Annotated in this window: 14 protein-coding genes and 1 pseudogene; 9 read left to right on the top strand and 6 right to left on the bottom strand. The window is 51.3% G+C overall.

Going from position 1 to position 18,790, the window contains the following annotated elements; translation table 11 throughout:
- The first annotated feature begins 84 nt into the window (after nt 1–84).
- On the top strand, nt 85–510 hold the full coding sequence (locus tag AACQ43_RS15075) for a hypothetical protein (RefSeq protein WP_010636148.1): 426 nt from the start codon (nt 85–87) through the stop codon (nt 508–510).
- A gap of 74 nt (nt 511–584) precedes the next feature.
- Here AACQ43_RS15075 and AACQ43_RS15080 read toward each other — a convergent pair whose 3' ends face one another.
- Together AACQ43_RS15080 and dusA are read right to left on the bottom strand one after the other, a co-directional pair.
- The gene (locus AACQ43_RS15080) at nt 585–734 is read right to left on the bottom strand and encodes a hypothetical protein (RefSeq protein ID WP_017411202.1); all 150 of its coding nucleotides are present in this window, start codon (nt 732–734) and stop codon (nt 585–587) included.
- A 2-nt stretch (nt 735–736) separates the two neighbouring features.
- Nucleotides 737–1,789: a tRNA dihydrouridine(20/20a) synthase DusA gene (gene dusA, locus AACQ43_RS15085; protein WP_168967764.1), complete on the bottom strand. Its 1,053-nt coding sequence runs from the start codon at nt 1,787–1,789 to the stop codon at nt 737–739.
- An 88-nt stretch (nt 1,790–1,877) separates the two neighbouring features.
- Between dusA and AACQ43_RS15090 the strand changes: the two genes are divergently transcribed.
- The 8 genes and pseudogenes from AACQ43_RS15090 to AACQ43_RS15125 form a co-directional block, all read left to right on the top strand.
- The gene (locus AACQ43_RS15090; RefSeq protein WP_168967765.1) at nt 1,878–2,969 is read left to right on the top strand and encodes a site-specific integrase; all 1,092 of its coding nucleotides are present in this window, start codon (nt 1,878–1,880) and stop codon (nt 2,967–2,969) included.
- A gap of 790 nt (nt 2,970–3,759) precedes the next feature.
- Nucleotides 3,760–4,179, top strand: coding sequence for a hypothetical protein (locus AACQ43_RS15095; RefSeq protein ID WP_168967766.1), 420 nt, complete (start codon nt 3,760–3,762; stop codon nt 4,177–4,179).
- 1,682 nt (nt 4,180–5,861) lie between these two features.
- Nucleotides 5,862–6,416: a fimbrial protein gene (locus AACQ43_RS15100; protein ID WP_168967767.1), complete on the top strand. Its 555-nt coding sequence runs from the start codon at nt 5,862–5,864 to the stop codon at nt 6,414–6,416.
- Between the two features lie 89 nt (nt 6,417–6,505).
- The gene (locus AACQ43_RS15105) at nt 6,506–8,986 is read left to right on the top strand and encodes a fimbria/pilus outer membrane usher protein (protein ID WP_168967768.1); all 2,481 of its coding nucleotides are present in this window, start codon (nt 6,506–6,508) and stop codon (nt 8,984–8,986) included.
- 33 nt (nt 8,987–9,019) lie between these two features.
- Nucleotides 9,020–9,763 (top strand): fimbria/pilus periplasmic chaperone, encoded by a 744-nt coding sequence (locus AACQ43_RS15110; RefSeq protein WP_168967769.1) that lies wholly within the window; start codon nt 9,020–9,022, stop codon nt 9,761–9,763.
- Between the two features lie 10 nt (nt 9,764–9,773).
- Nucleotides 9,774–10,331 (top strand): fimbrial protein, encoded by a 558-nt coding sequence (locus tag AACQ43_RS15115; protein ID WP_248281011.1) that lies wholly within the window; start codon nt 9,774–9,776, stop codon nt 10,329–10,331.
- Entirely contained in the window at nt 10,324–11,292 is a 969-nt protein-coding gene (locus tag AACQ43_RS15120) for a reverse transcriptase domain-containing protein (RefSeq protein ID WP_168967771.1), read from the top strand. Before AACQ43_RS15115 ends, AACQ43_RS15120 begins: the two co-directional genes overlap by 8 nt.
- A 1,727-nt stretch (nt 11,293–13,019) precedes the next feature.
- Nucleotides 13,020–14,151: pseudogene (locus AACQ43_RS15125) on the top strand (IS3 family transposase); the annotation flags it as partial.
- A gap of 250 nt (nt 14,152–14,401) precedes the next feature.
- Here AACQ43_RS15125 and AACQ43_RS15130 read toward each other — a convergent pair.
- From AACQ43_RS15130 to AACQ43_RS15145, 4 genes are all read right to left on the bottom strand, one after another.
- Complete coding sequence (locus tag AACQ43_RS15130; RefSeq protein ID WP_168967773.1) at nt 14,402–14,830, bottom strand: hypothetical protein; 429 nt, start codon at nt 14,828–14,830, stop codon at nt 14,402–14,404.
- Nucleotides 14,831–15,581: 751 nt separating this feature from the next.
- Nucleotides 15,582–16,610: an OmpA family protein gene (locus tag AACQ43_RS15135; RefSeq protein WP_168967774.1), complete on the bottom strand. Its 1,029-nt coding sequence runs from the start codon at nt 16,608–16,610 to the stop codon at nt 15,582–15,584.
- Between the two features lie 81 nt (nt 16,611–16,691).
- Nucleotides 16,692–17,252 carry an outer membrane beta-barrel protein gene (locus AACQ43_RS15140; protein ID WP_168967775.1) on the bottom strand — a complete coding sequence of 187 codons (561 nt, stop codon included), beginning with the start codon at nt 17,250–17,252 and terminating at the stop codon, nt 16,692–16,694.
- A gap of 218 nt (nt 17,253–17,470) precedes the next feature.
- Nucleotides 17,471–18,742 (bottom strand): winged helix-turn-helix domain-containing protein, encoded by a 1,272-nt coding sequence (locus AACQ43_RS15145; protein WP_168967776.1) that lies wholly within the window; start codon nt 18,740–18,742, stop codon nt 17,471–17,473.
- Between the last annotated feature and the right edge of the window lie 48 nt (nt 18,743–18,790).

Below are 18,790 nucleotides of genomic sequence, written 5' to 3' on the forward strand. Positions count from 1 at the left end.
CCAGCCGGGTTTTTTATTGCCATCGTCAGCGGAAATTGTTTCAGATACACTCAAGATATGGCGTGCGCCGTAGTGAGGTGGATGATGGAACAGAAAAATGCCATTCGGCAGGTTGCCGTACCTTGGGCTCCGTCCCGCCAACTCCCCCCGGGCCTGGTTGTGGCCGAACTTCATCAGGATATCTGGAGCGACTCCCTCACCATCATGCTGGGCAGGGCTCGCAGCATCGATCTGCCGCCGCAGATCCTCTGTCGGGTCTATTTCCGGCACATCTTTGCGGTGCGGGTAATGGAGGATTGCGATCTGGCTGAGGGCAAGGATAGTCATGCCATCGAGGAGCAGATCCAGCTAATCACTCCGTCCAGATTTGCCAGCTGGTTCCATCAGGAGTCGGATGGTCTGCACCTGGACGAGGATCTGCAGCACTACCGCATCTCGACCTGGGATTATTGCGCCGATGTGCTGACGTCCAGAGCGCCCGAGCTACAGTTCGTGGACAAAGGCGATTAGCGAAGCTGAAGAGACAATAAAAAACCGGCAACACTGGGTGTTGCCGGTTTTTTATTGGTCGACGCGGGGCTAGCTCAGCCGAGCAGCTGATCCCGATGCAGCCCCAGCACGATGAGCAAGCCGAGGAAGTAGAAGGCGCTGAGTTTGACGCCCAGGATGGCGAGCAGGCCGGCGCAGAGCCGGACGATAGCCTTGTGCAGCCAGGAGCCGGTGAAGCGGTACATGGTTACTCCGCCACCTCCGTGGTGGCGAATTCCGGCACCTTGGCCATGGCATCCAGCACTACCTGGATATCCGCTCCCGGCTTGCAGGCGTTTTCACTCAGGTGGCGGCGCCAGGCGCGGGCCCCCTGCATGTTCTGGAACAGCCCGAGCATGTGGCGGGTCATGTGGGAGAGATAGTTGCCCTTGGCCAGCTCCTGCTCGATATAGGGCAGCATCATCCGCACTACCTCGTGGCGGCTCGGCACAGTGTTGTTCTGGCCGAACACCAGATTATCCACCTGCGCCAGAATGTAGGGGTTCTGATAGGCTTCGCGCCCCATCATGACGCCATCCAGGTGTTGCAAATGTTCAAGGGTCTGCTCCATGGAGGTGACGCCGCCGTTGATGGCGATGGTGAGATCCGGGTAGTCCTGCTTGACCCGATAGACGCGGGGATAATCGAGCGGCGGGATTTCGCGGTTTTCCTTGGGGCTCAGGCCACTCAGCCACGCCTTGCGGGCATGGACGATGAAGGTGTCGCAACCGGCGTCGCGTACCTGTTCGATGAAGGCCTGCAGAAATTCGTAGGAGTCCTGCTCGTCGATGCCGATGCGGGTCTTTACCGTCACCGGAATATCGACTACATCGCGCATTGCCTTGACGCAGTCAGCCACCAGTGCGGGTTCGCCCATCAGGCAGGCGCCAAAGCGGCCGTTTTGCACTCGATCAGAGGGGCAGCCGACGTTGATGTTCACCTCGTCATAGCCGCGTTCCTCGGCCAGCTTGGCGCAGCGTGCGAGGTCGGCTGGATTGCTGCCACCCAGCTGCAGGGAGATGGGGTGCTCCTGCTCGCTGTAACCCAGATAATCCCCCTTGCCGTGGATGATGGCGCCGGTGGTCACCATCTCGGTATAAAGCAAGGTCTGGCGAGTCATCAGACGATGGAAATAACGGCAATGCCGATCGGTCCAGTCCAGCATGGGGGCAATCGAGAATGTCTGGCGGTGGGCAGGCTTGCCAGATATGGCCTCAGAGCCTGATTTAACGGGGTTTTCACTGATTTGTTTCTGAGTCATTTGCGGGTGTTTCCAGACATTTGTTGATTGAACCTGCCCCATATCTGCCCCACCATTTCATGGGGCAGGTGTACTCCACGAGGTATCTATGGCCGGCTACACAATAGAAAAACGTAAGACCAGCAAAGGCGAGTTACGCTATCGCTGTACCGTCAGGGAACATAAAGGCGAAGAGGTAGTATACCGAGAATCCCGTACCTTTGGCAGACAGTCAGACGCCAAGAGCTGGGGAATGCAGATGGTGACGATGATCGAGCGGGATGGTTTGCCTGGCCTGGTACAACCCGTCCCCACCATCCGCGAGCTTATCGCCCTCTACCGCGATCACCCAGCAATCAGCCCCACCATAGGCAGAACCAAAGCCTACAGCCTCGATCTGGTAGCCGATTGCGATATCGCCAAGCTCAATGCCGACGAGCTCACCATCAAAGACCTGGTCGATCACTGCCAAGCCAGAAGAGATGCGGGGGCGTCTCCAGCCACCATCGCTCACGACATCAGCTACCTTGGTTCTGTTTTTGCAGCTGCCAACCCCGTCTTCAATATCCCGGTCGACAACAAGCTCATCCTAGAAGCACGCAAGACCCTCAACAACCTGAAACTGGTGGGAAAAGCCCAGAAGCGCACACGCCGTCCAGTAAGCAATGAACTGGAAAGGATCATCCATGGGCTGGAAAAACGGCAGAGTCACGGCATGGCCAAGATCCCCTACACAGACCTTCTCAACTTCGCCATCCTGAGCTGCATGCGGATAAGCGAAGTGTGCAAGATCAAGTGGTCTGGCGTAGATGAGAAAAACCGGGCCGTGTTGGTTGAAGACCGTAAAGATCCTAGAAAAAAGATAGGGAACCATATGCTGGTTCCTTTGCTGGGTGAGGCTTGGGAGATCCTCAAGCGTCAACCCAGAACAGACGATCGTATCTTCCCCTACAACGGCAGGAGCGTCACTGCCGGTTTTCAGCGAGTCAGAACAGAGCTTGGCATTGAAGACTTACGCTGGCACGACTTCCGCCGCGAAGGCGCCTGCCGTTTGTTTGAGGCTGGCTTCGTCATAGATGAAGTCGCTCAGGTCACCGGCCATAGAAACATCAATATTCTCTGGCAGATCTACACCGACCTCTACCCCAACCGGGTACACGCCAAGTTTGAACGGCTACAACAGGCCAAGGTGGTGGAATAGGCCAGATATAATGGGAAAAGTGGGATCTGAAATTTATTCCGAAGTAAGTTCGCTCGACAAGTCGCATAACCAAGATACCGGTTTGAGGCCGGTGTCAGGTGATAATTAGATCTGTACAACTAAAGAACTATGGCTGAGGTGGGGTGAGCTTGTTAGCGTTGAGATTACACAGGGTTCACTGTAAATATATTTCAAGTAAGGTATGTTGTATTTCATTTTATTTTTTGAAGGAGCGAAATTTTTTATGTTCGCTCTTGGCTATTTTAATGATGCATTATTTGAAATTGAGGCTATGAAATACCAGAGGTGTGCGTGTGTATGGCATATATGTGCCACATATTCATATAACATGCTAGATATTATGGCTGTAAATTTATAAATCTTACAGTGCACCTACAAATCATATCGCAACGTGGTTTAAAGTATAAGTCCGGCCTATCAGATTTGATTTTTGTAGACGTAGTTGTATCTCTATATGTAGGCAATGTCTTTAAATGGATGCTAAATGCCATCCATTATTACTTTAAATACATTGGTCACTCCATTTTATGGATTAAATTTTAGTGGTGTTCTCTATCCCTGTAAAATAGCAGCCTCACAATATCAAGTTGTTGCAATTGAACATTAAATCATTGTTTTTATTGGTATTTTTTAGTATTTAAATGTAGCTTAAATATGGTTTTTGCTTGGTGTAATATGTTGCAAATAACGGTGAGTAGATATCATGATATGAAGTGTAAGTTGGCATTTATTTACTATTGATTAAGCTGAAATTTCTCTGGATTTAATTATGTTGAATGTACTGGTAGTAAGTGACTTTAACCCCATAAAAGAGCTGTTTCGGTCAGCATTGAGAAGTCATCCTAATGTGGATGGGATCACGTTGGTTAGCGGCGCCGGAGTAAAAGCACAATCAAAGTTTAGCTTTGGTAGTCAACATAGTACACCGGATGTAATTGTATATGATCTGGATTCCTCACTTCACTCACCGGAAAAGCAGCTTGAACGTATGGAAGAAGTTATTTCAACAAAAGCATTAAGCAAACATGGGGCCGCTTCTTTGGTAGTTGTCGCAAGTGACGTTCAGTTGGGTAAGTTACAATCCAAAGTCTGTTTTCTTGATGCATATGTGATCACTAAACCTTTTACTTTCAAGCAAGTCGTACAGATGGTTAATAATGTCTGGACGACGAGTAACCTCGTATTTTAATGACCGTAAAGCCTTAAATATTCTGGTGAGAGACTATTTGTCTACCCTATTTATTGCCGCCTGATGGTATTACAATGGTATAAAATTAGGGGCTTATTATTCAGCCAGAATATATTTGAATAGCTTCCTGCCATTCTAGCCGCTCGACAATACCTTGCTTTTCACCACTCTTGTGACGTAAACGAGATCCTGATGGCTCATCTCTTCCTGGCGTGTCAGTTGATGCCGGGAGCTTACCTGCATCTCATTCTAGAGACACCTTACTACTCATATCGTATTGAGGTTCCTGTACTGATAAGTGCCACTTGCTCGAAAGGAACAATCATTCTGTTCCAGCTCTTGCTGAAAGCAGGATATCGAACGAAGCGATACTTTACTGCTCCATCTTTCAAAATGGGGGCGCAAGTCAAGCTGTATAGATTGGCTAATTTCACATCGCGTAGCTATTCTATTAAGTCGAGCTAAAAACAGATACCTTAATGGCTAATTATGCCTAGGTATAAATGTCACGGTTTTTGGTTCTCTATCGAGTCTTGCTTGTGAGAATCATAGCTGATTATCAATGTTCCCAACCTTAGTTGGCAGGAATAAAATTGAATGACATCAAAGCTACTATGATTTAAAAGATATTTGTAAGTAATTTTATATAACTTCATAAGTTCATCTGCCTACCTTAATATGCTTACATCCAATAGCGACATTCGTTCACGTGCCTATTGGTAGGGGGGGCTTTTATTACCATGCTCAGGTCGTCAGAGCCCCCCTGCTTACCCTAAAAAGAGTGAGCTAAATGTGATCACCAACGTGATCGGAACTGACTCTTAGTGAAATATATTGTGATTGATATGCCCAAGTATATAGAGCTAGCACACTGGCTGTATAAGGAGAACCGCATGGTTCCTTTGACAGAAGTTGCGAAATTGATGAATGTCACCCTCAGTGGAGTGCACCACTACATCAAATCCATTAGAAAGTATGAAGAGATATTTCAAGTACGAATAAGCCAGGTCGATGTGTCAGAGCGAAAACAGTATGCTATTAGCGTACTATCTATTCGCCCTTATAAGCTGATATCAGGAAGAAGGCCTGTCATTGACACTTCGGCTAGTGGGGTAACTAATCGGTCCAGCGCCATGACTACGTCTGAAATTTGGATGCGATTAGTAAGTAAACCTTGGCGTGAAGTTCAGCTGGTTGTGTAAGTAAAATTATGAAGTGGGAGGTGTAATACTGACAGATTTGATATTCCTTTGTTCCTGCGTTGTATCCCGTGCGTGACCTGTCGTGGTCTTTAAGGATTGCCTTTTGCAATCCTTTTTTTTACCTGGTTAATGATTTAAATATATCTGCTAGCGTTAAGTTCTTCTTACTAAGTAAAGGCTTGTTTCTCTATTTTAATTATGTGATTTTGGTGTTTTTTATAATGTATTTGAATTTTTTTGTTTTTTTTGGTGTTTGATTTAAGTTGTTGATTTTATTGGTAATTTATTGGATTTTTTAGTATGTGTTTTTTTGTGTTATGCCGGGTTACAGTTTTGGCATTGATTCGGTGTGCTGGTGATACCCGGTGATGAATAAATCATCAATCATACATCCGAATCATATAAAGAGAGTGTTGTATATCGTAACGAACGTACGGCATTCATAAACTTGACATAATAGCCTTAATTGGGATGATCGATATGAAAAAGACTATGTTAGCCTCTGCTATGATGATGTGCTTTCTTTCCTCTGCTACTTTCGCAGCAGAAGATGAAGGCGCAGCTGTTCCTACTGACCAGGGACATGGTGTTATCAAATTCGTAGGTGCAATCATTGACGCGCCTTGCTCAATTGCGCCGGAAAGTGTTGACCAAACAATTCAAATGGGGCAAATCGCCAACAGTATGTTGGAGAACCAAGGTGAAGGTCCGTTGCGTCCTTTTGAGATTCATCTTGAAGGTTGCTCTATCGATACTGCAAAAACAGCTACCATCACTTTTAATGGTATTCCTGATGATACCGAGAAGAAACACTTGGCCATTAATGGATTCGCCAAGGGGGCCGCCATTGCGATGGTGAGTCAACTTGACGGTTCAGATGTTATTTTGGGCACACCAACCAAGGCAATGTCGCTGGTAAGTGGTGATAACCATCTTAAATTCGGTGCCAAACTGGTGAGTAATGTAAAAAGTGGTGAAAAAGCAACTCCTGGTGAGTTCACCGCGACCAGCGATTTTATCATGAGTTATCAGTAATACTGACCAGGTTAGACCGAAAGGGTTCATGTGGATAATTACACGCAGGGACGCGTGTTTCCTTTAGCTTTACTAATGACTTGAAAAATATGAAACAAACATTGATATCGTTGACTGTCTCATTGATTGTTATCAGTTGGGCTGAAGGTTCTTATGCTGGTGATATTGAATTCAATACTGATCTTCTGGATGTAAAAGATAAAGAGAATATTGAGTCTGGCGCATTTAAACAAGCCGGGTTCATTATTCCAGGTGAATACAGCATGCAACTGGTCGTCAATAACGTGTTGGCCGGTGAACGTAAAGTACGATTTTATGAGTCAGCAGAAAATGGCTCGCAATTATGTCTGACGCAAGCACTGGCAGAAGAGCTTGGTTTGAAGCAGGCTGAGTTCGAACGCCTGCTTGCCAGTAATCCCTATCTTCTTGATGGACAAGCTTGCTATGACCCTGACGTTCTTGACGGCATGCTCATCAAAGGCGAGATAAACAAAGACACCCTGACCATCTCTGTTCCTCAAGCTTATCGCGACTATGTCAGCGATGCTTGGGATCCTCCCTCCCGTTGGGACGAGGGCGTCAATGGCGCATTGCTTGATTACGGCATCAACCTGCAAGAGAGCCGCTCAACTGAGAGTAACAGCACCAATGCCAGCGCCTATGGTGTGGCGGGAGCAAATGCTGGTGTGTGGCGACTGCGTGCCGACTGGCAGGGGCGCTATCAGCGTAATGACACTCAAGGGAGCGAAGAACACTCCCAAAGCGAGTTTGATGTCAATCGTGTCTATGCCTATCGAGCGTTACCCACACTGGGTGCCAAGTTAATGGTCGGCGAGCAAGACCTTGGCAACTCTATGTTCGATGGTTTTCAGTTTACTGGTGCGTCGGTTGTGACGGATGACAACATGTTGCCACCCAATTTACGCGGCTATTCACCAGAGGTAGTCGGTATTGCCAAGAGCAATGCCAAGGTTGTTATCAGCCAACAGGGGCGTGTGATTTACGAAACCCAGGTCGCGTCTGGTCCATTTCGAATCCAAGATATCAGCAGTGCCGTTACCGGGACGCTGGATGTGCGAGTTGAGGAGCAAGATGGGTCGGTACAGACTTTTCAGGTCAACACCGCCAACATCCCTTATCTATCCCGTCCTGGCTCGGTGCGTTACAAGTTCAACAGTGGCAAGGTCAGCAGTCGTACTCATGAGCTTGATGGACCGGCCTTCGCCAGCGGTGAATTTTCCTGGGGAGTCAGCAACGGTTGGTCGCTGTTGGGGGGGGCGTTGCTCAGTGATGGCTATGACGCTTTGTCCATTGGTATCGGACGTGACTTGTTGCAGTTTGGCGCGATCTCGTTTGATATCACAGAATCGAGGGCGCGTTTGGCAGAAGGTACTAAGACTGGTGGCTCCTATCGAATCAACTACTCCAAGAATTTTGAAGATTATGACAGCCAGGTAGCCTTTGCTGGATATCGTTTTTCTGAGCGTGATTTCATGAACATGAACGACTACATGGCTGCAAAACAACTTGGTGATCCTTATCGTGGCGGCGCCAAAGAGATGTACAGCGTGGTACTGAGCAAACAGTTCAAAGTTGCTCAATTAGGTGCCTATATTGATTACACCCACCAGTCCTACTGGTCGCAAGTGGACAGTGATCGCATCAGTCTCTCTCTTTCCCATTACTTTGACGTGATGGACTGGCGCGGCATGACAGCGTCGCTGACGGCGTATCGCAACGAACAGAGCACCCTGACCGATAACGGTATGTATTTCACTCTGTCGGTGCCGTTTGGTTTGAACAAGCACGTGAGTTACAGCGCCTCATCCATGGGGGGGAAAACCACCAACAGCGTCAGCTTCTTCGACCGCGTGGACGATCGAAACAGCTATTCGGTGACCGCGTCGACCTCGTCGAGCGGCGAAAGTGCCAGTGGTTTTTATACTCATACCGGTGACAAGACCACGCTGATGGCCAATGTCAGCCATCAGGCCGGCAATTCGACTGCTGCTGGTTTGTCTCTCAATGGCGGCATCACTGCGACAGGGGAGGGCGTCGCCCTGCATCGTGTCGGCATGATGGGTGGCAGCCGCGTCATGGTGGATACCGACGGCGTCAGCGATGTGCCAGTGCACTCCGGTGGTCCTGCCACCTTCACCGACAAAAATGGCAAGGCCGTGGTGGCCGATGTGTCCAGCTACTATCGTCAACGTACCAGCATCGATGTTGATCAGCTGAGTGATGATGCCGAACCCATTGGCACTCCGATCTCCGTCGGCACCTTGACGGAAGGGGCCATCGGTTATCGTCACTTCGACATGCTGTCCGGCAGTAAGCGCATGCTCGAGCTGGTCAAGGAGGATGGCAACCCGGTCCCCTTTGCCGCCGAGGTGTTCAATGACAAGGGGCAGCAACTGGGGATGGTGGGTGATGATGGTATGGCCTATCTGGCCGGGCTGCATGAAGGCAGCGCCGTCGAAGCACGTTGGGGCAGCGATCAGCATTGTCGCTTCTATCTGCCTTCACCGCTGCCTGATATGGCGGCAAGTGCCCGCCTCACCTGCCAGTAACTGATTCATATCAACCGATTGAGATAAACCGAGATGACTAACAAATTGCTTCTTGCCTTGCCCCTGTTATTAACCCTGCTTGCCAATCAGGCTCAGGCAGCTGTGTCACTGGATCGCACCCGGGTAATCTACCCGGGTGAGGCCAAGTCCATGAGCCTGACCATTCGTAATAACAACAAAACCTTGCCCTATCTGGCACAAGCCTGGCTGGAAGATGCCAACGGCAACAAGATCAACAGCCCCTTTACCCTGCTGCCACCGGTGCAGCGGTTGGAGCCGGGGATGGAAAGCCTGTTCAAGGTGCAGGCATTACCTGCTGTCTCCCTGCTGCCCCAGGATAAAGAGAGTCTGTTCTACTTCAGCTTGCGGGAGATCCCGCCGCGTAGTGACAAGCCCAATACTTTGCAACTTGCTTTGCAGACCCGCATCAAGTTCTTCTATCGCCCGGCTAGCTTGTTGGTCGAACCCGGTAGCAATAAGGCGCCGTGGCAAGAAAAAGTGACGCTGAGGCAAGTGGGCGGGCAATATCAATTGAGCAACCCCACCCCTTATTACGTCACTATCGTGGCTGGCTCTCGTACTGTCGAAGGGGAGAGTGCGGAAGGGTTTGAACCTGTGATGATTGCCCCGAATAGCCATGCAATGGTCAATCTGGGCGTTTCCCAACTGGGTCAACAGCCCACCTTTACCTATGTAGATGACTACGGTGGCCGTCGTCCCCTGAGTTACCGCTGTGCCGCTAACTGCAGTTTGCAGCCCGTAAAAGATGCCCGCTAAGGAGATCATGATGCCGCGCAGCTCACACCATGCCACCGTTTGTCTATTTGGCTGGAAAACACTGTTCCCACTGTTGGGAATATTGATCCAGACATCAGCTTGGGCTGGCAGCGATACCCTGTTGCTGACCATCACTGCCGAGGTCGTCAGTCAGCCTTGTTCCCTGCGTCCTGGTGATGAAACCATTCAGGTTGATTTTGGTGGTATTGTCAACAAGGCGCTGCTGCGCGACGGTCGCACTCCAGGCAAGCTGTTTCAGCTCCATCTGGAAGAGTGTGACCCGGCCATTGCCAACAGCGTCAAGGTGACCTTTGCCGGTCAGGGAGCCAGTGAAAACAACAGCTTGCTTGCCCTGGCGGGGGATAGCGCCGCCAAAGGGATCGCCATCGGCCTTGAGCAAGGGGGGCAAGCGTTGCCGCTCAACCAGGCCAGCCGAGCGCTGGCATTGGCAAGCGGCAGCAATGTGCTCGATTTCACTGCCTATGTACAGCTATTGCCCTCGGGGCAGACCAGCCTGACCCCGGGGGCGTTCAATGCCACCGCCAACTTTACCCTTGACTATGACTAACCCGTACCCCGTGCTGCATCTCGAGCACGCCTGGAAACTGGCTTATGAGTGGGTTTGCCAACGTCGGCGCCACTACCCGGCCAATGCCGATATCTGGCACCTGCGCTTTCATTGGCCCGCCCTTTCAAGAAGGCTGCTGGCGTCAGTGCTGGCGGGCAACTATCGCCTGAGCCCCATGCTGGTGGTGGGCAAACATGCCATCTGGTCGGCGCAAGATGCGCTGGTGCTCAAATGGGTGGCCTTGCTGTGCGCCCCCTGGCTTGCCTTGCATCCACGCTGCGAACATGGCCTTGGCATGGGGGTCAAAGCCTCCAAGCGGCGGTTGCATACCTTTCTCACCGCAGCGCAAGGGGACGCCCCCTTTGTGATGCGTACCGATATTAGGGGGTATTACCAGCATATCGATAAACATCAGGTGATGGCACGGGTGGTAGGCCCGCTCCCCTCGCCAGTCTGGCGAGACCTGATCCATCAGTATCTCTATTACAGTGTGGAGCAGGGGGGCGAGTTCCATACCCCCACCGCTGGGATAGGGCGTGGCTGCGCGCTGAGCCCCTTGATTGGTGCCAGCCTCCTCTATCACATAGACGCTGATTTTGCCGGCCAGCCCGATCTCTACTATGCCCGCTATATGGATGATTTCATTATTCTGGCCCGCACCCGTTGGCGGCTGCGCCGTGCCATTGCCACCCTGCGCGGTCATCTGGCCGAGGGGGGCTTTTCATTGCACCCGGACAAGACCCGGATTGGCAAGTTGGCCAAAGGGGTCGATTGGCTAGGTGGCTGGTTTAACCCGCAGGGGCTGGTGGGCATAGCGCCCCGCTCCCTGCAACAATACCGAACCCGATCCCTGCGGCTTTATGAGCAAGCTCTACGTCAGGGGCACTCCGAGGAGGAGCGCCAGGCAAGAGTGCGGATGTATCGGCAACGGTGGGGTCGTGGCACTCTTGCCGCGATGTGATTGAGGAAGTCGGCTCCTGGCTCGCTTCCGACGCTAGATGGACGAGAACAATGAAACTAACCTTACTAAAAACCCGTATACAAGGACTGATCCTAACCGCTCTGCAAGTCTGCACAGCAATAGGATCAACAGCCGACGCTGCAGAGATCCCGAACTCGTCGCTAGACTCGGATCTAGTAACCGTTCCAATACCGTCGATCAAGGTCGATAGTAACAATTGTGTTACTTGGACTATACAACTCACCTACACCGCTACACCTCTCCCACAACAGGTGTTATCTGCGCTGGACGGCATGAAATCCTTTAGTCACACTGGCCACTATCACGCCGATCACAATGCCACTAACGGCCAGTGGGAAACTAAATTTCCCATGTCAGGGGACCGACTCTCGAAATTGAGCGCTATAAACACAAAAGTCTTCGGCCGTCCGAACCCTGCTCCTGGGATCACCGCAACGTTCGCCGTCGAACACCAAGGGGCATGTGCCGCGGACCTAAACATGAGGGAGTGTGTGGGAATCTTTGTGCATGCCACCAACGGCGTCCATATAACTCCTACGAGACTGCCTACCACTCTTCCCGCCGAGGTGTGCCTAGGGGTGCCCCCGAGCTCTGTGTCCTGTCAATTCGAAACAAGCACCGCCTATATCGATCTTGGGACCGGCGGGGCCGGGCCGCGATCCGGAAGCACCATGATAAAATACTCTTGTTCCAGGGCTACAACTTTCCGTGTGCAAACACTCTCCGCAGGGGAAGACGATTCCGGGATCACAGTTGACGGCATAACCATTGATGGCCAGCCCCTTCCTTACTATGGGTCGACTAATTCCAACTCTCCACATGAGGCGCGACTGGCCGTGACAGGATCCGTAACCGGCGAGGGGCACCTGGTGACGAACAGGATCCTGCGAATCGACGTCCCGTGACAATCGAGCCTCAAACCACACTCAGGGAGGCGTACACCCATGGATCGACGTAGCCTCCTAAGTACAACAATCGAAACATCTACGAAACGCCTAAAAACATGAGGGATGCTTGGCTCTTCGCGGCCGCGGTATGTGCCCAGTCCGAAACTGACGACTATGAGGGATAAGAAAAAACTCATTCATACAACCACCTACACAGCAAACCTGCTACTGGACGATCCCCATCAATGCCGGTGGGCAGTACACCCCCTGGCGCCAACGACCCTTCCGCACCCCCCTACGTGGTGGATACCAAGAATCCGGTCCGCCCTACCCAGACCATCCCGTGCGACCGAACGCCGCACCTAGCTGTTGCGTACGTCCTACGGGAATACCCCGCTAGACCACAACTCACAACCTTGGGTCCCTCGCATACGGTACAATGCCGTGGGCATACGCGCACACCCCTCCAAACCATCAGCACTAAGCGGAAGCAGATGTCCTATCCGCAGGGGAACAACACCTTTCTCCTTCTTCTCTATGTCGTCGCCAGCAGCCGACATTGTATCACTGGTCGAAACTCTGCCCTAAAAGGGGCGACAACCAGGAGCCCCCCTCGCCTCGGACCACCCGACCGCATCATCCCCGGGCTAAAACCCCCGCCAAGTCCGCCTCCGACCACAGGCCTGTGCAGCTCGAAGACACGATTAGGGAGGCGGTAGCGCATTCCAACATATTCCAGAATATGCGCGGGTAACGTCGTCCAGCTGACGCGAGGTGTTCAAAGACAAAAGACCGCTGCTCCCTCCTTCTGAATTCTAACTCTCAACCGGATCCCAGGTTGGTCAACAAGGTAACTTCACGGCCGGCAGCCACAACGCTCTGGACGACGTGAAAATCGTCATGAGACCAAGGGGATCCGTAGCGGAGCCGGAAAACCGTGACCCAGCAACCAATGATAAAAACTCTGGCATACGGTGCCGCGGACGAACCCAGCTGCTGGAAGCCGGTGTCATACGGATCGACCGCGAAAAGGACAAGCTAAACGGGTTTCTGCTACCATGAACCTTGCGGTTTCCGTCGTTAGCGCGCTGATCGACCGATCACAGGGGGCACGTGCCAAACATCCCACGCCGCGCTTGCGCAGCTCCCACCTCCTGTTTTTACGACTCTCCTCCCTCGCAGGCTGACGATCAATCGTGAGACTCTGCGGCAGCGCTTAGAGAAGATGCCGGTTGCGACAACGAGCCGGAACTCAGCGGGCAGCCGTGCTTTGATGTCGATGATGCGGGAGTGGGGTATCAGATTGGCCGCATCCAAGTACACATCCTGATGATGGGGCCGCGGGTATCCCAACTGCCGGGCGCACACCGCTATAAGGTGGCACAGTCAGTACGACCGGACAGCCCCAATCTGCTGGCCCGCGAATTTGATGTCCAGCCCAATCAGGATACGGTGTGTCGACATACCCTCCGTCTGGGCTGGTGGTCGTTGGCATTACCTGGCGGCGGTGCTTGACCTGTACACCCGGCGGGTTGTGGGATGGGCGTTGGGCGATGTCAGCTAAACCAGATGCAGAGCTGGCGTCAAAGCACTGGAGATGGCCTATCAGCAGCGGGGTTGCCCATCCGGTGTGCTATTTCACACTGTCCACGTCCACGGGCAGATAATATGGCTGACGGGTATTTCTGCAACGACCGTGGCGCTATCGCATGACCAAAGTATGAGTCGGCGTGGCACCTGTTGGGATAACGCACCGATGGAGCGGTTGTTCAGAAGCCTGAAGTCAGAGTGGCTCCCGGCTATGGGATATATGAGCTTGCGAGAGGCGAAACGAGATATCAGTTATTACCTGATGGATCACTACAACTGGCGGCGTCCACATCACCACAATAATGGGATACCGCCAGCAAAAGCCGAAGAACGGCCTAACCAAGTGTCCGGATTTAGTTGACCACTAGAGATACTCCTTGCCGGCGTCTATCAAACATCCGTGGGAAGGGGGAACTGGGCTGTCTGCGGGCCATTCGCAGACCATGGCACCCATTAAACTAAGTGTGTCATGGGGCTCGCCCGAGCCTGCCAGCCAAACAATCTATAAAACAATGCCAGACACCAGCATTGCCTGGCATTGCGGTTGTTGCGCGCTGATAGAGGCTGAAAATCTCCCATATCAGCTATTGGGCATTGGTGTCAGCCTATAGTTACACACCCATGCTGGTAAGTTTGGCGGGCATGCTCAACAAGACCACTCCATTTTCATCCTTGATGCTGACGATCACTTCCTTTATGGGGACAGGGAAGGACTTGACCTCATCGATGGACAACAACCGGTTGATATCATGGGTGCCGTAGCCGTACTCATCATCAGCCTGCAGCGTACCATCCCGGTCGTAATAACCGATATGCAGGGTGTCAGAGAGGTTTTTCAGCGCCCGCGCCTTCACCGCCAGCTTGGCTCCGCCATCGACGCCGATTTGGATCGCGCTAGCCTCGCCGATTGCGACATTAGTCACGTGTAATGGGTTGGTCTCGGCGGTCACGGGCTGTTCGGCAGCAAATGCCCCCATCGTGCCACCGACTAGCCCCAAAACAAGCGACACTATCGCGATATTCACATTCTTTCTATTCATGATTTATTCCGTTCAGGTTTAGGTTATTGGTCAAACCGGCTCCATCCTTTCCTTAACGGCGCCGTAAGGTTGGCGGCCAACACAGAGCCAGCCCGCATGATCTTCAGCGGGATAACAATCTTGGTGCTAATGGAGTGAAGCGAACAGTGAGATATTATTCGGAATGATTCCAGCGATGTGCCGTCATCTATGGGGGCTCCGTCACTGCAACGGCCTCACGACGACACTTGCCAGAAGATAACTATATGTATGGTCCCGGAGGTAGTGGTCGATTACACCCTTGTCAGTTGGTTTAGACCGTTCCTCGGCTGGTCCGGGTAGAAGCCCACTGCATGTTGCGATGTGGACAGCCAGTTGCAGTAATCCGTCACGTGATAACTGATATCCCACACTGTTTCATGTATCCCGCAACCGGGACCACGCTGGGTTCAGGCACCTGATCAACCGTTCAATCGGACCGTCATCCGGGTAATTACCACGCCGACTCATGCTCGTTTTCATTTATGAGGAGCCATAGAGCAGTTGCCGTGCAAGTGCTCGGCCGCTTATCAAACTGGGTTTCAACCCCGAGATCCATTTTGGGTGGAGTAAATAACGTCAGGCCGTGATGGCATTGCCATGGTGGCGGTGGACAGCAAGCATCACATGGCGAGCTGAGGAAAGGCGTGGAATGCGGGAGCAGAGGGGATGCAGAGGCTAAAGGGGAAGGATGATAAAAAGGGCGTCCATGCCCGGTACTGCGTCTTCCCTGTTACTGCTCCATCACAGATTTGACACCGGTGATACGTACTTCGACCCGGCGATCCGGTGCCAGGCAGCTGATGCGCTCGGCCTTGGACTTGATGCCATCACAATCACTGCCGGTAAGGGAATCTTCTGCACCACGGCCCTCAACCCGGATCTTGCCAGCCGGCAGGCCTTGAGAGACCAGGTAATCAGCCACGGCTTCGGCACGGGCCTCGGACAGGCGCTGGTTCACCTTGTTGGACCCGATGCGATCGGTGTAACCGACTACGATGGCTTCACCGTCTTTCGGGCGGGCGGTGGCAAGATCACGATAGAGTGTTGCCAAGGCCTGCAGCCCTTCTGCTTTCAGCTCTGCCTTGCCAAAGGAAAACAGCACATCCGAGCTGAGCTCAAACGTCTTGTCGACCATGACGGGCTCGGGGGCAGGAGCGGAGGGCGTCACGGCGACCGGCTCGACATAGCTGGACCGGAAGGGGTGATAGACCATTTCCAGTGTTGTCATGTTCTGGTTGGGTTTGATACGGGTCTGGTAGTCGCTGCTGTGCAGGTCGGCCACGTCCGTGATATAGCGCCAGCGGGCTTGTACATCCAATGCATCGGTCAGCTGGTAGGTGACGCCAGCACCAAACAGGGAAGATACCTTGGTATCCTTGGTGCCCAGACCATCGGTATGAGCCCAGTAGCCGCCCGCTTCGCCGAAGAGGGAAATACCATCCGCCACCGGTACTCGGCCGATCAGTGATAGGGTGCCTCCCTGGTTTTCAAAGCGGTTACCATCAGTGTTGCCACGGCCAGCGTAGACATAACCGAGTTCGGCGCCCAGATAGTCGTTCAGGTTGTAGCCAGCAAAGGCGTTGGCGGCTGCCGCATCTTCGGAGCCTGTCTCCACGCCTTCAATCTTGTTCAGCCCCTGGAAGTGGGTAAAACCGGCACCTGCCCCGAGATAGATATCGGGGGCACCCTCGGCGGCTGCGTTCAGCGACAGCAGCCCACACACCAGAGCGCTCAGCAAAGTTGGGGTCATGTGTTTCATGCAAAATCCTCACTTTTTAAAAATGGCCATGATTTCCTGCAAGGAAGCAGAGCCTTGGTCGTTATTGTTGCTTTTATGGAGTTAGAAGTAGAACTTGGTACCGATCAGGAATTTGGTCAGTGAGCGCTTGGGATCACCACCGGACATGTGCAGATCATCGGTCGCAATGTTGTGGTTCACTTCTGCTGTCAAGGCCACATGTTCATTGACAAAGTACTTCATGCCTGCGCTGAGCTTGAGGTTCATCGCCGTGGCATCGAAGGAGTCGGTGGAGGTATGATTCTCCGCATCGTTGTAATTGGCCGTCAGCAACTGGGTGCCAATACCCACGTATGGCGTCCAGTCAGTTTGGTTGACAAAGTTGTACTCGGTGAATACACCCACTGCGGCTGATTTATAGGATTTGGTGGCATTGATATCCACATCGCCCCCCACTTCCCAACCATGACTGAGGAAGTAGCCATAGTTGGTGTTGAGCAGTACTTGGTATTTGTCGGCATAATCAAAATCGACAGAACCCTGTACGCCCACTTCCTGAGTACCTTCAGTCAGATAGCTTTCATTCGCATGGGCTATGTTGGCTGTGCCCACCCCCAGAATGAGAGCGGTCAGCAGAATGTATTTGTTGGTAAGTTGTGACATCATGTTTCTCTGATCTATATTGGGTTATTTTAAGTAAAGCGACAAGAACCGAGAGTTTCGGCGGTAACTATCTGTCCGACAGATATACAGAATCTCCGCATAGTTTCGTGTCGCGGTTGAGAGTCATTGGTGACAAACAATAGTTAATGCGCGATTAAAAGTACGTCTTTCTGGTGGCGGTGTTAAGTTCCGTATAATTCATAATTTATTGGAATCTTCTATGTTGCCAGATAAAGTATTCCCCCTATGGTGTCGCTCATGAAAACCCCGTAGGCACTGTCAATGGTTGTCTGTCGGACTTCGCCAGCAGTAAATTCCCCAATAATTTTAAGAATATCGTCACTGTTGCCAACAATGTCATGGGCATCAATGTTAAAAGACGCTGGGGCATTATGAAAGACCGCCTGTTTGCTGCCATCCGGGTAACTAATCTCTTGGCGTTCACTTGTTCTATCAAAGTGAAACAATGCTGTCCCTTGGCTGTCTTTGGCTGAAAAATTCTGTAGTACGGTTTTAATTTTATTGGGGTGACCACTACGTTTCACATTCAAGTCCAGCAAAAAATTATTAGCCTGGCAGCTGCTAAAGAAACGCATGGAAACAAATTTGAAACTACTACTGCTAGATGGTTCATTGGCTATGCTTGGGTTCTTATTACCCGTGATGTTTTTGACGGCACATAGCAACTCCTCACGGAAGTTGCTAAATCCATTTTCTACCAAAAAATTAGACTGCTTGTGTGTGCCATTGTGTGATATGGATACAATGGAGATGTTCTCTTTTGATGCCAAGATATAATATTTTGCATGATCAGCTACCCGGCTAAAAATATTATTAATATCATTAACAACATGAGCAATGTCATCGGAGACCTCACTTTCAATATCTTTCTTTACAAAAAGTACCCCAAGCGGGCTGTCATATTTGTCAACGCTATCAATCAATTTATAGTTACTGTCAACCGAAGGACTGAAAAAGAAATAAATTGATGTGATGGCCGCGACAACGGTTGCCAATGTAAAATATAGAATCCTCGTTTTTTTTACGTACCAGCTACTCTGCGGTGCTACCATGGGGACATCACTACTGTCATGCACATTAAAGCTTGCTGAGTCACTACGACTTTCATCCACCATTTGCGTGATCTCAGCTATTTCAATGGCACTGTCAGGGGTAACTGGCTTGGCTTCTAATAACAGCATGTAGCCAATGCGCGGGACTGTTTGTATTACATTCTTGACCCCGAATGACTCAAATTTTCGCCTCAGCATCAGAATGTTCTTGTTGAGTCCAATATCACCTGACTCGCTATTTCCCCAAATAGAGTCAAGCAAGTGACCACGTTCAACAACAGATAGGCTGAATGTACAAAGTGCGACTAACAGCTCAGTTTCTTTCTGGCTCAGTGGCGTTTCTTTGTTGTGCGTAATCAGGCGATAACGGTCTGGCTCAAGGATAAATTTATCCCCGATCAAGAAATGTTGATTCATGCTCTTGGTTCCCTTTATTTATTTTTATAGTGATGGTGTTATATCATT

The sequence above is a fragment of the Aeromonas sp. DNRA1 genome (assembly GCF_963888745.1).
Taxonomy (GTDB): Bacteria; Pseudomonadota; Gammaproteobacteria; order Enterobacterales; family Aeromonadaceae; genus Aeromonas; species Aeromonas hydrophila.

What these genes read in the sequence shown, in the direction of transcription:
- AACQ43_RS15100 (WP_168967767.1), top strand. Translation starts at nt 5,862, where the DNA reads ATGAAAAAGACTATGTTAGCCTCTGCTATGATGATGTGCTTTCTTTCC.
- AACQ43_RS15130 (WP_168967773.1), bottom strand. Translation starts at nt 14,830, where the DNA reads ATGAATAGAAAGAATGTGAATATCGCGATAGTGTCGCTTGTTTTGGGG.
- AACQ43_RS15115 (WP_248281011.1), top strand. Translation starts at nt 9,774, where the DNA reads ATGCCGCGCAGCTCACACCATGCCACCGTTTGTCTATTTGGCTGGAAA.
- AACQ43_RS15110 (WP_168967769.1), top strand. Translation starts at nt 9,020, where the DNA reads ATGACTAACAAATTGCTTCTTGCCTTGCCCCTGTTATTAACCCTGCTT.
- dusA (WP_168967764.1), bottom strand. Translation starts at nt 1,789, where the DNA reads ATGACTCAGAAACAAATCAGTGAAAACCCCGTTAAATCAGGCTCTGAG.
- AACQ43_RS15075 (WP_010636148.1), top strand. Translation starts at nt 85, where the DNA reads ATGGAACAGAAAAATGCCATTCGGCAGGTTGCCGTACCTTGGGCTCCG.
- AACQ43_RS15095 (WP_168967766.1), top strand. Translation starts at nt 3,760, where the DNA reads ATGTTGAATGTACTGGTAGTAAGTGACTTTAACCCCATAAAAGAGCTG.
- AACQ43_RS15120 (WP_168967771.1), top strand. Translation starts at nt 10,324, where the DNA reads ATGACTAACCCGTACCCCGTGCTGCATCTCGAGCACGCCTGGAAACTG.
- AACQ43_RS15090 (WP_168967765.1), top strand. Translation starts at nt 1,878, where the DNA reads ATGGCCGGCTACACAATAGAAAAACGTAAGACCAGCAAAGGCGAGTTA.
- AACQ43_RS15135 (WP_168967774.1), bottom strand. Translation starts at nt 16,610, where the DNA reads ATGAAACACATGACCCCAACTTTGCTGAGCGCTCTGGTGTGTGGGCTG.
- AACQ43_RS15105 (WP_168967768.1), top strand. Translation starts at nt 6,506, where the DNA reads ATGAAACAAACATTGATATCGTTGACTGTCTCATTGATTGTTATCAGT.
- AACQ43_RS15080 (WP_017411202.1), bottom strand. Translation starts at nt 734, where the DNA reads ATGTACCGCTTCACCGGCTCCTGGCTGCACAAGGCTATCGTCCGGCTC.
- AACQ43_RS15140 (WP_168967775.1), bottom strand. Translation starts at nt 17,252, where the DNA reads ATGTCACAACTTACCAACAAATACATTCTGCTGACCGCTCTCATTCTG.
- AACQ43_RS15145 (WP_168967776.1), bottom strand. Translation starts at nt 18,742, where the DNA reads ATGAATCAACATTTCTTGATCGGGGATAAATTTATCCTTGAGCCAGAC.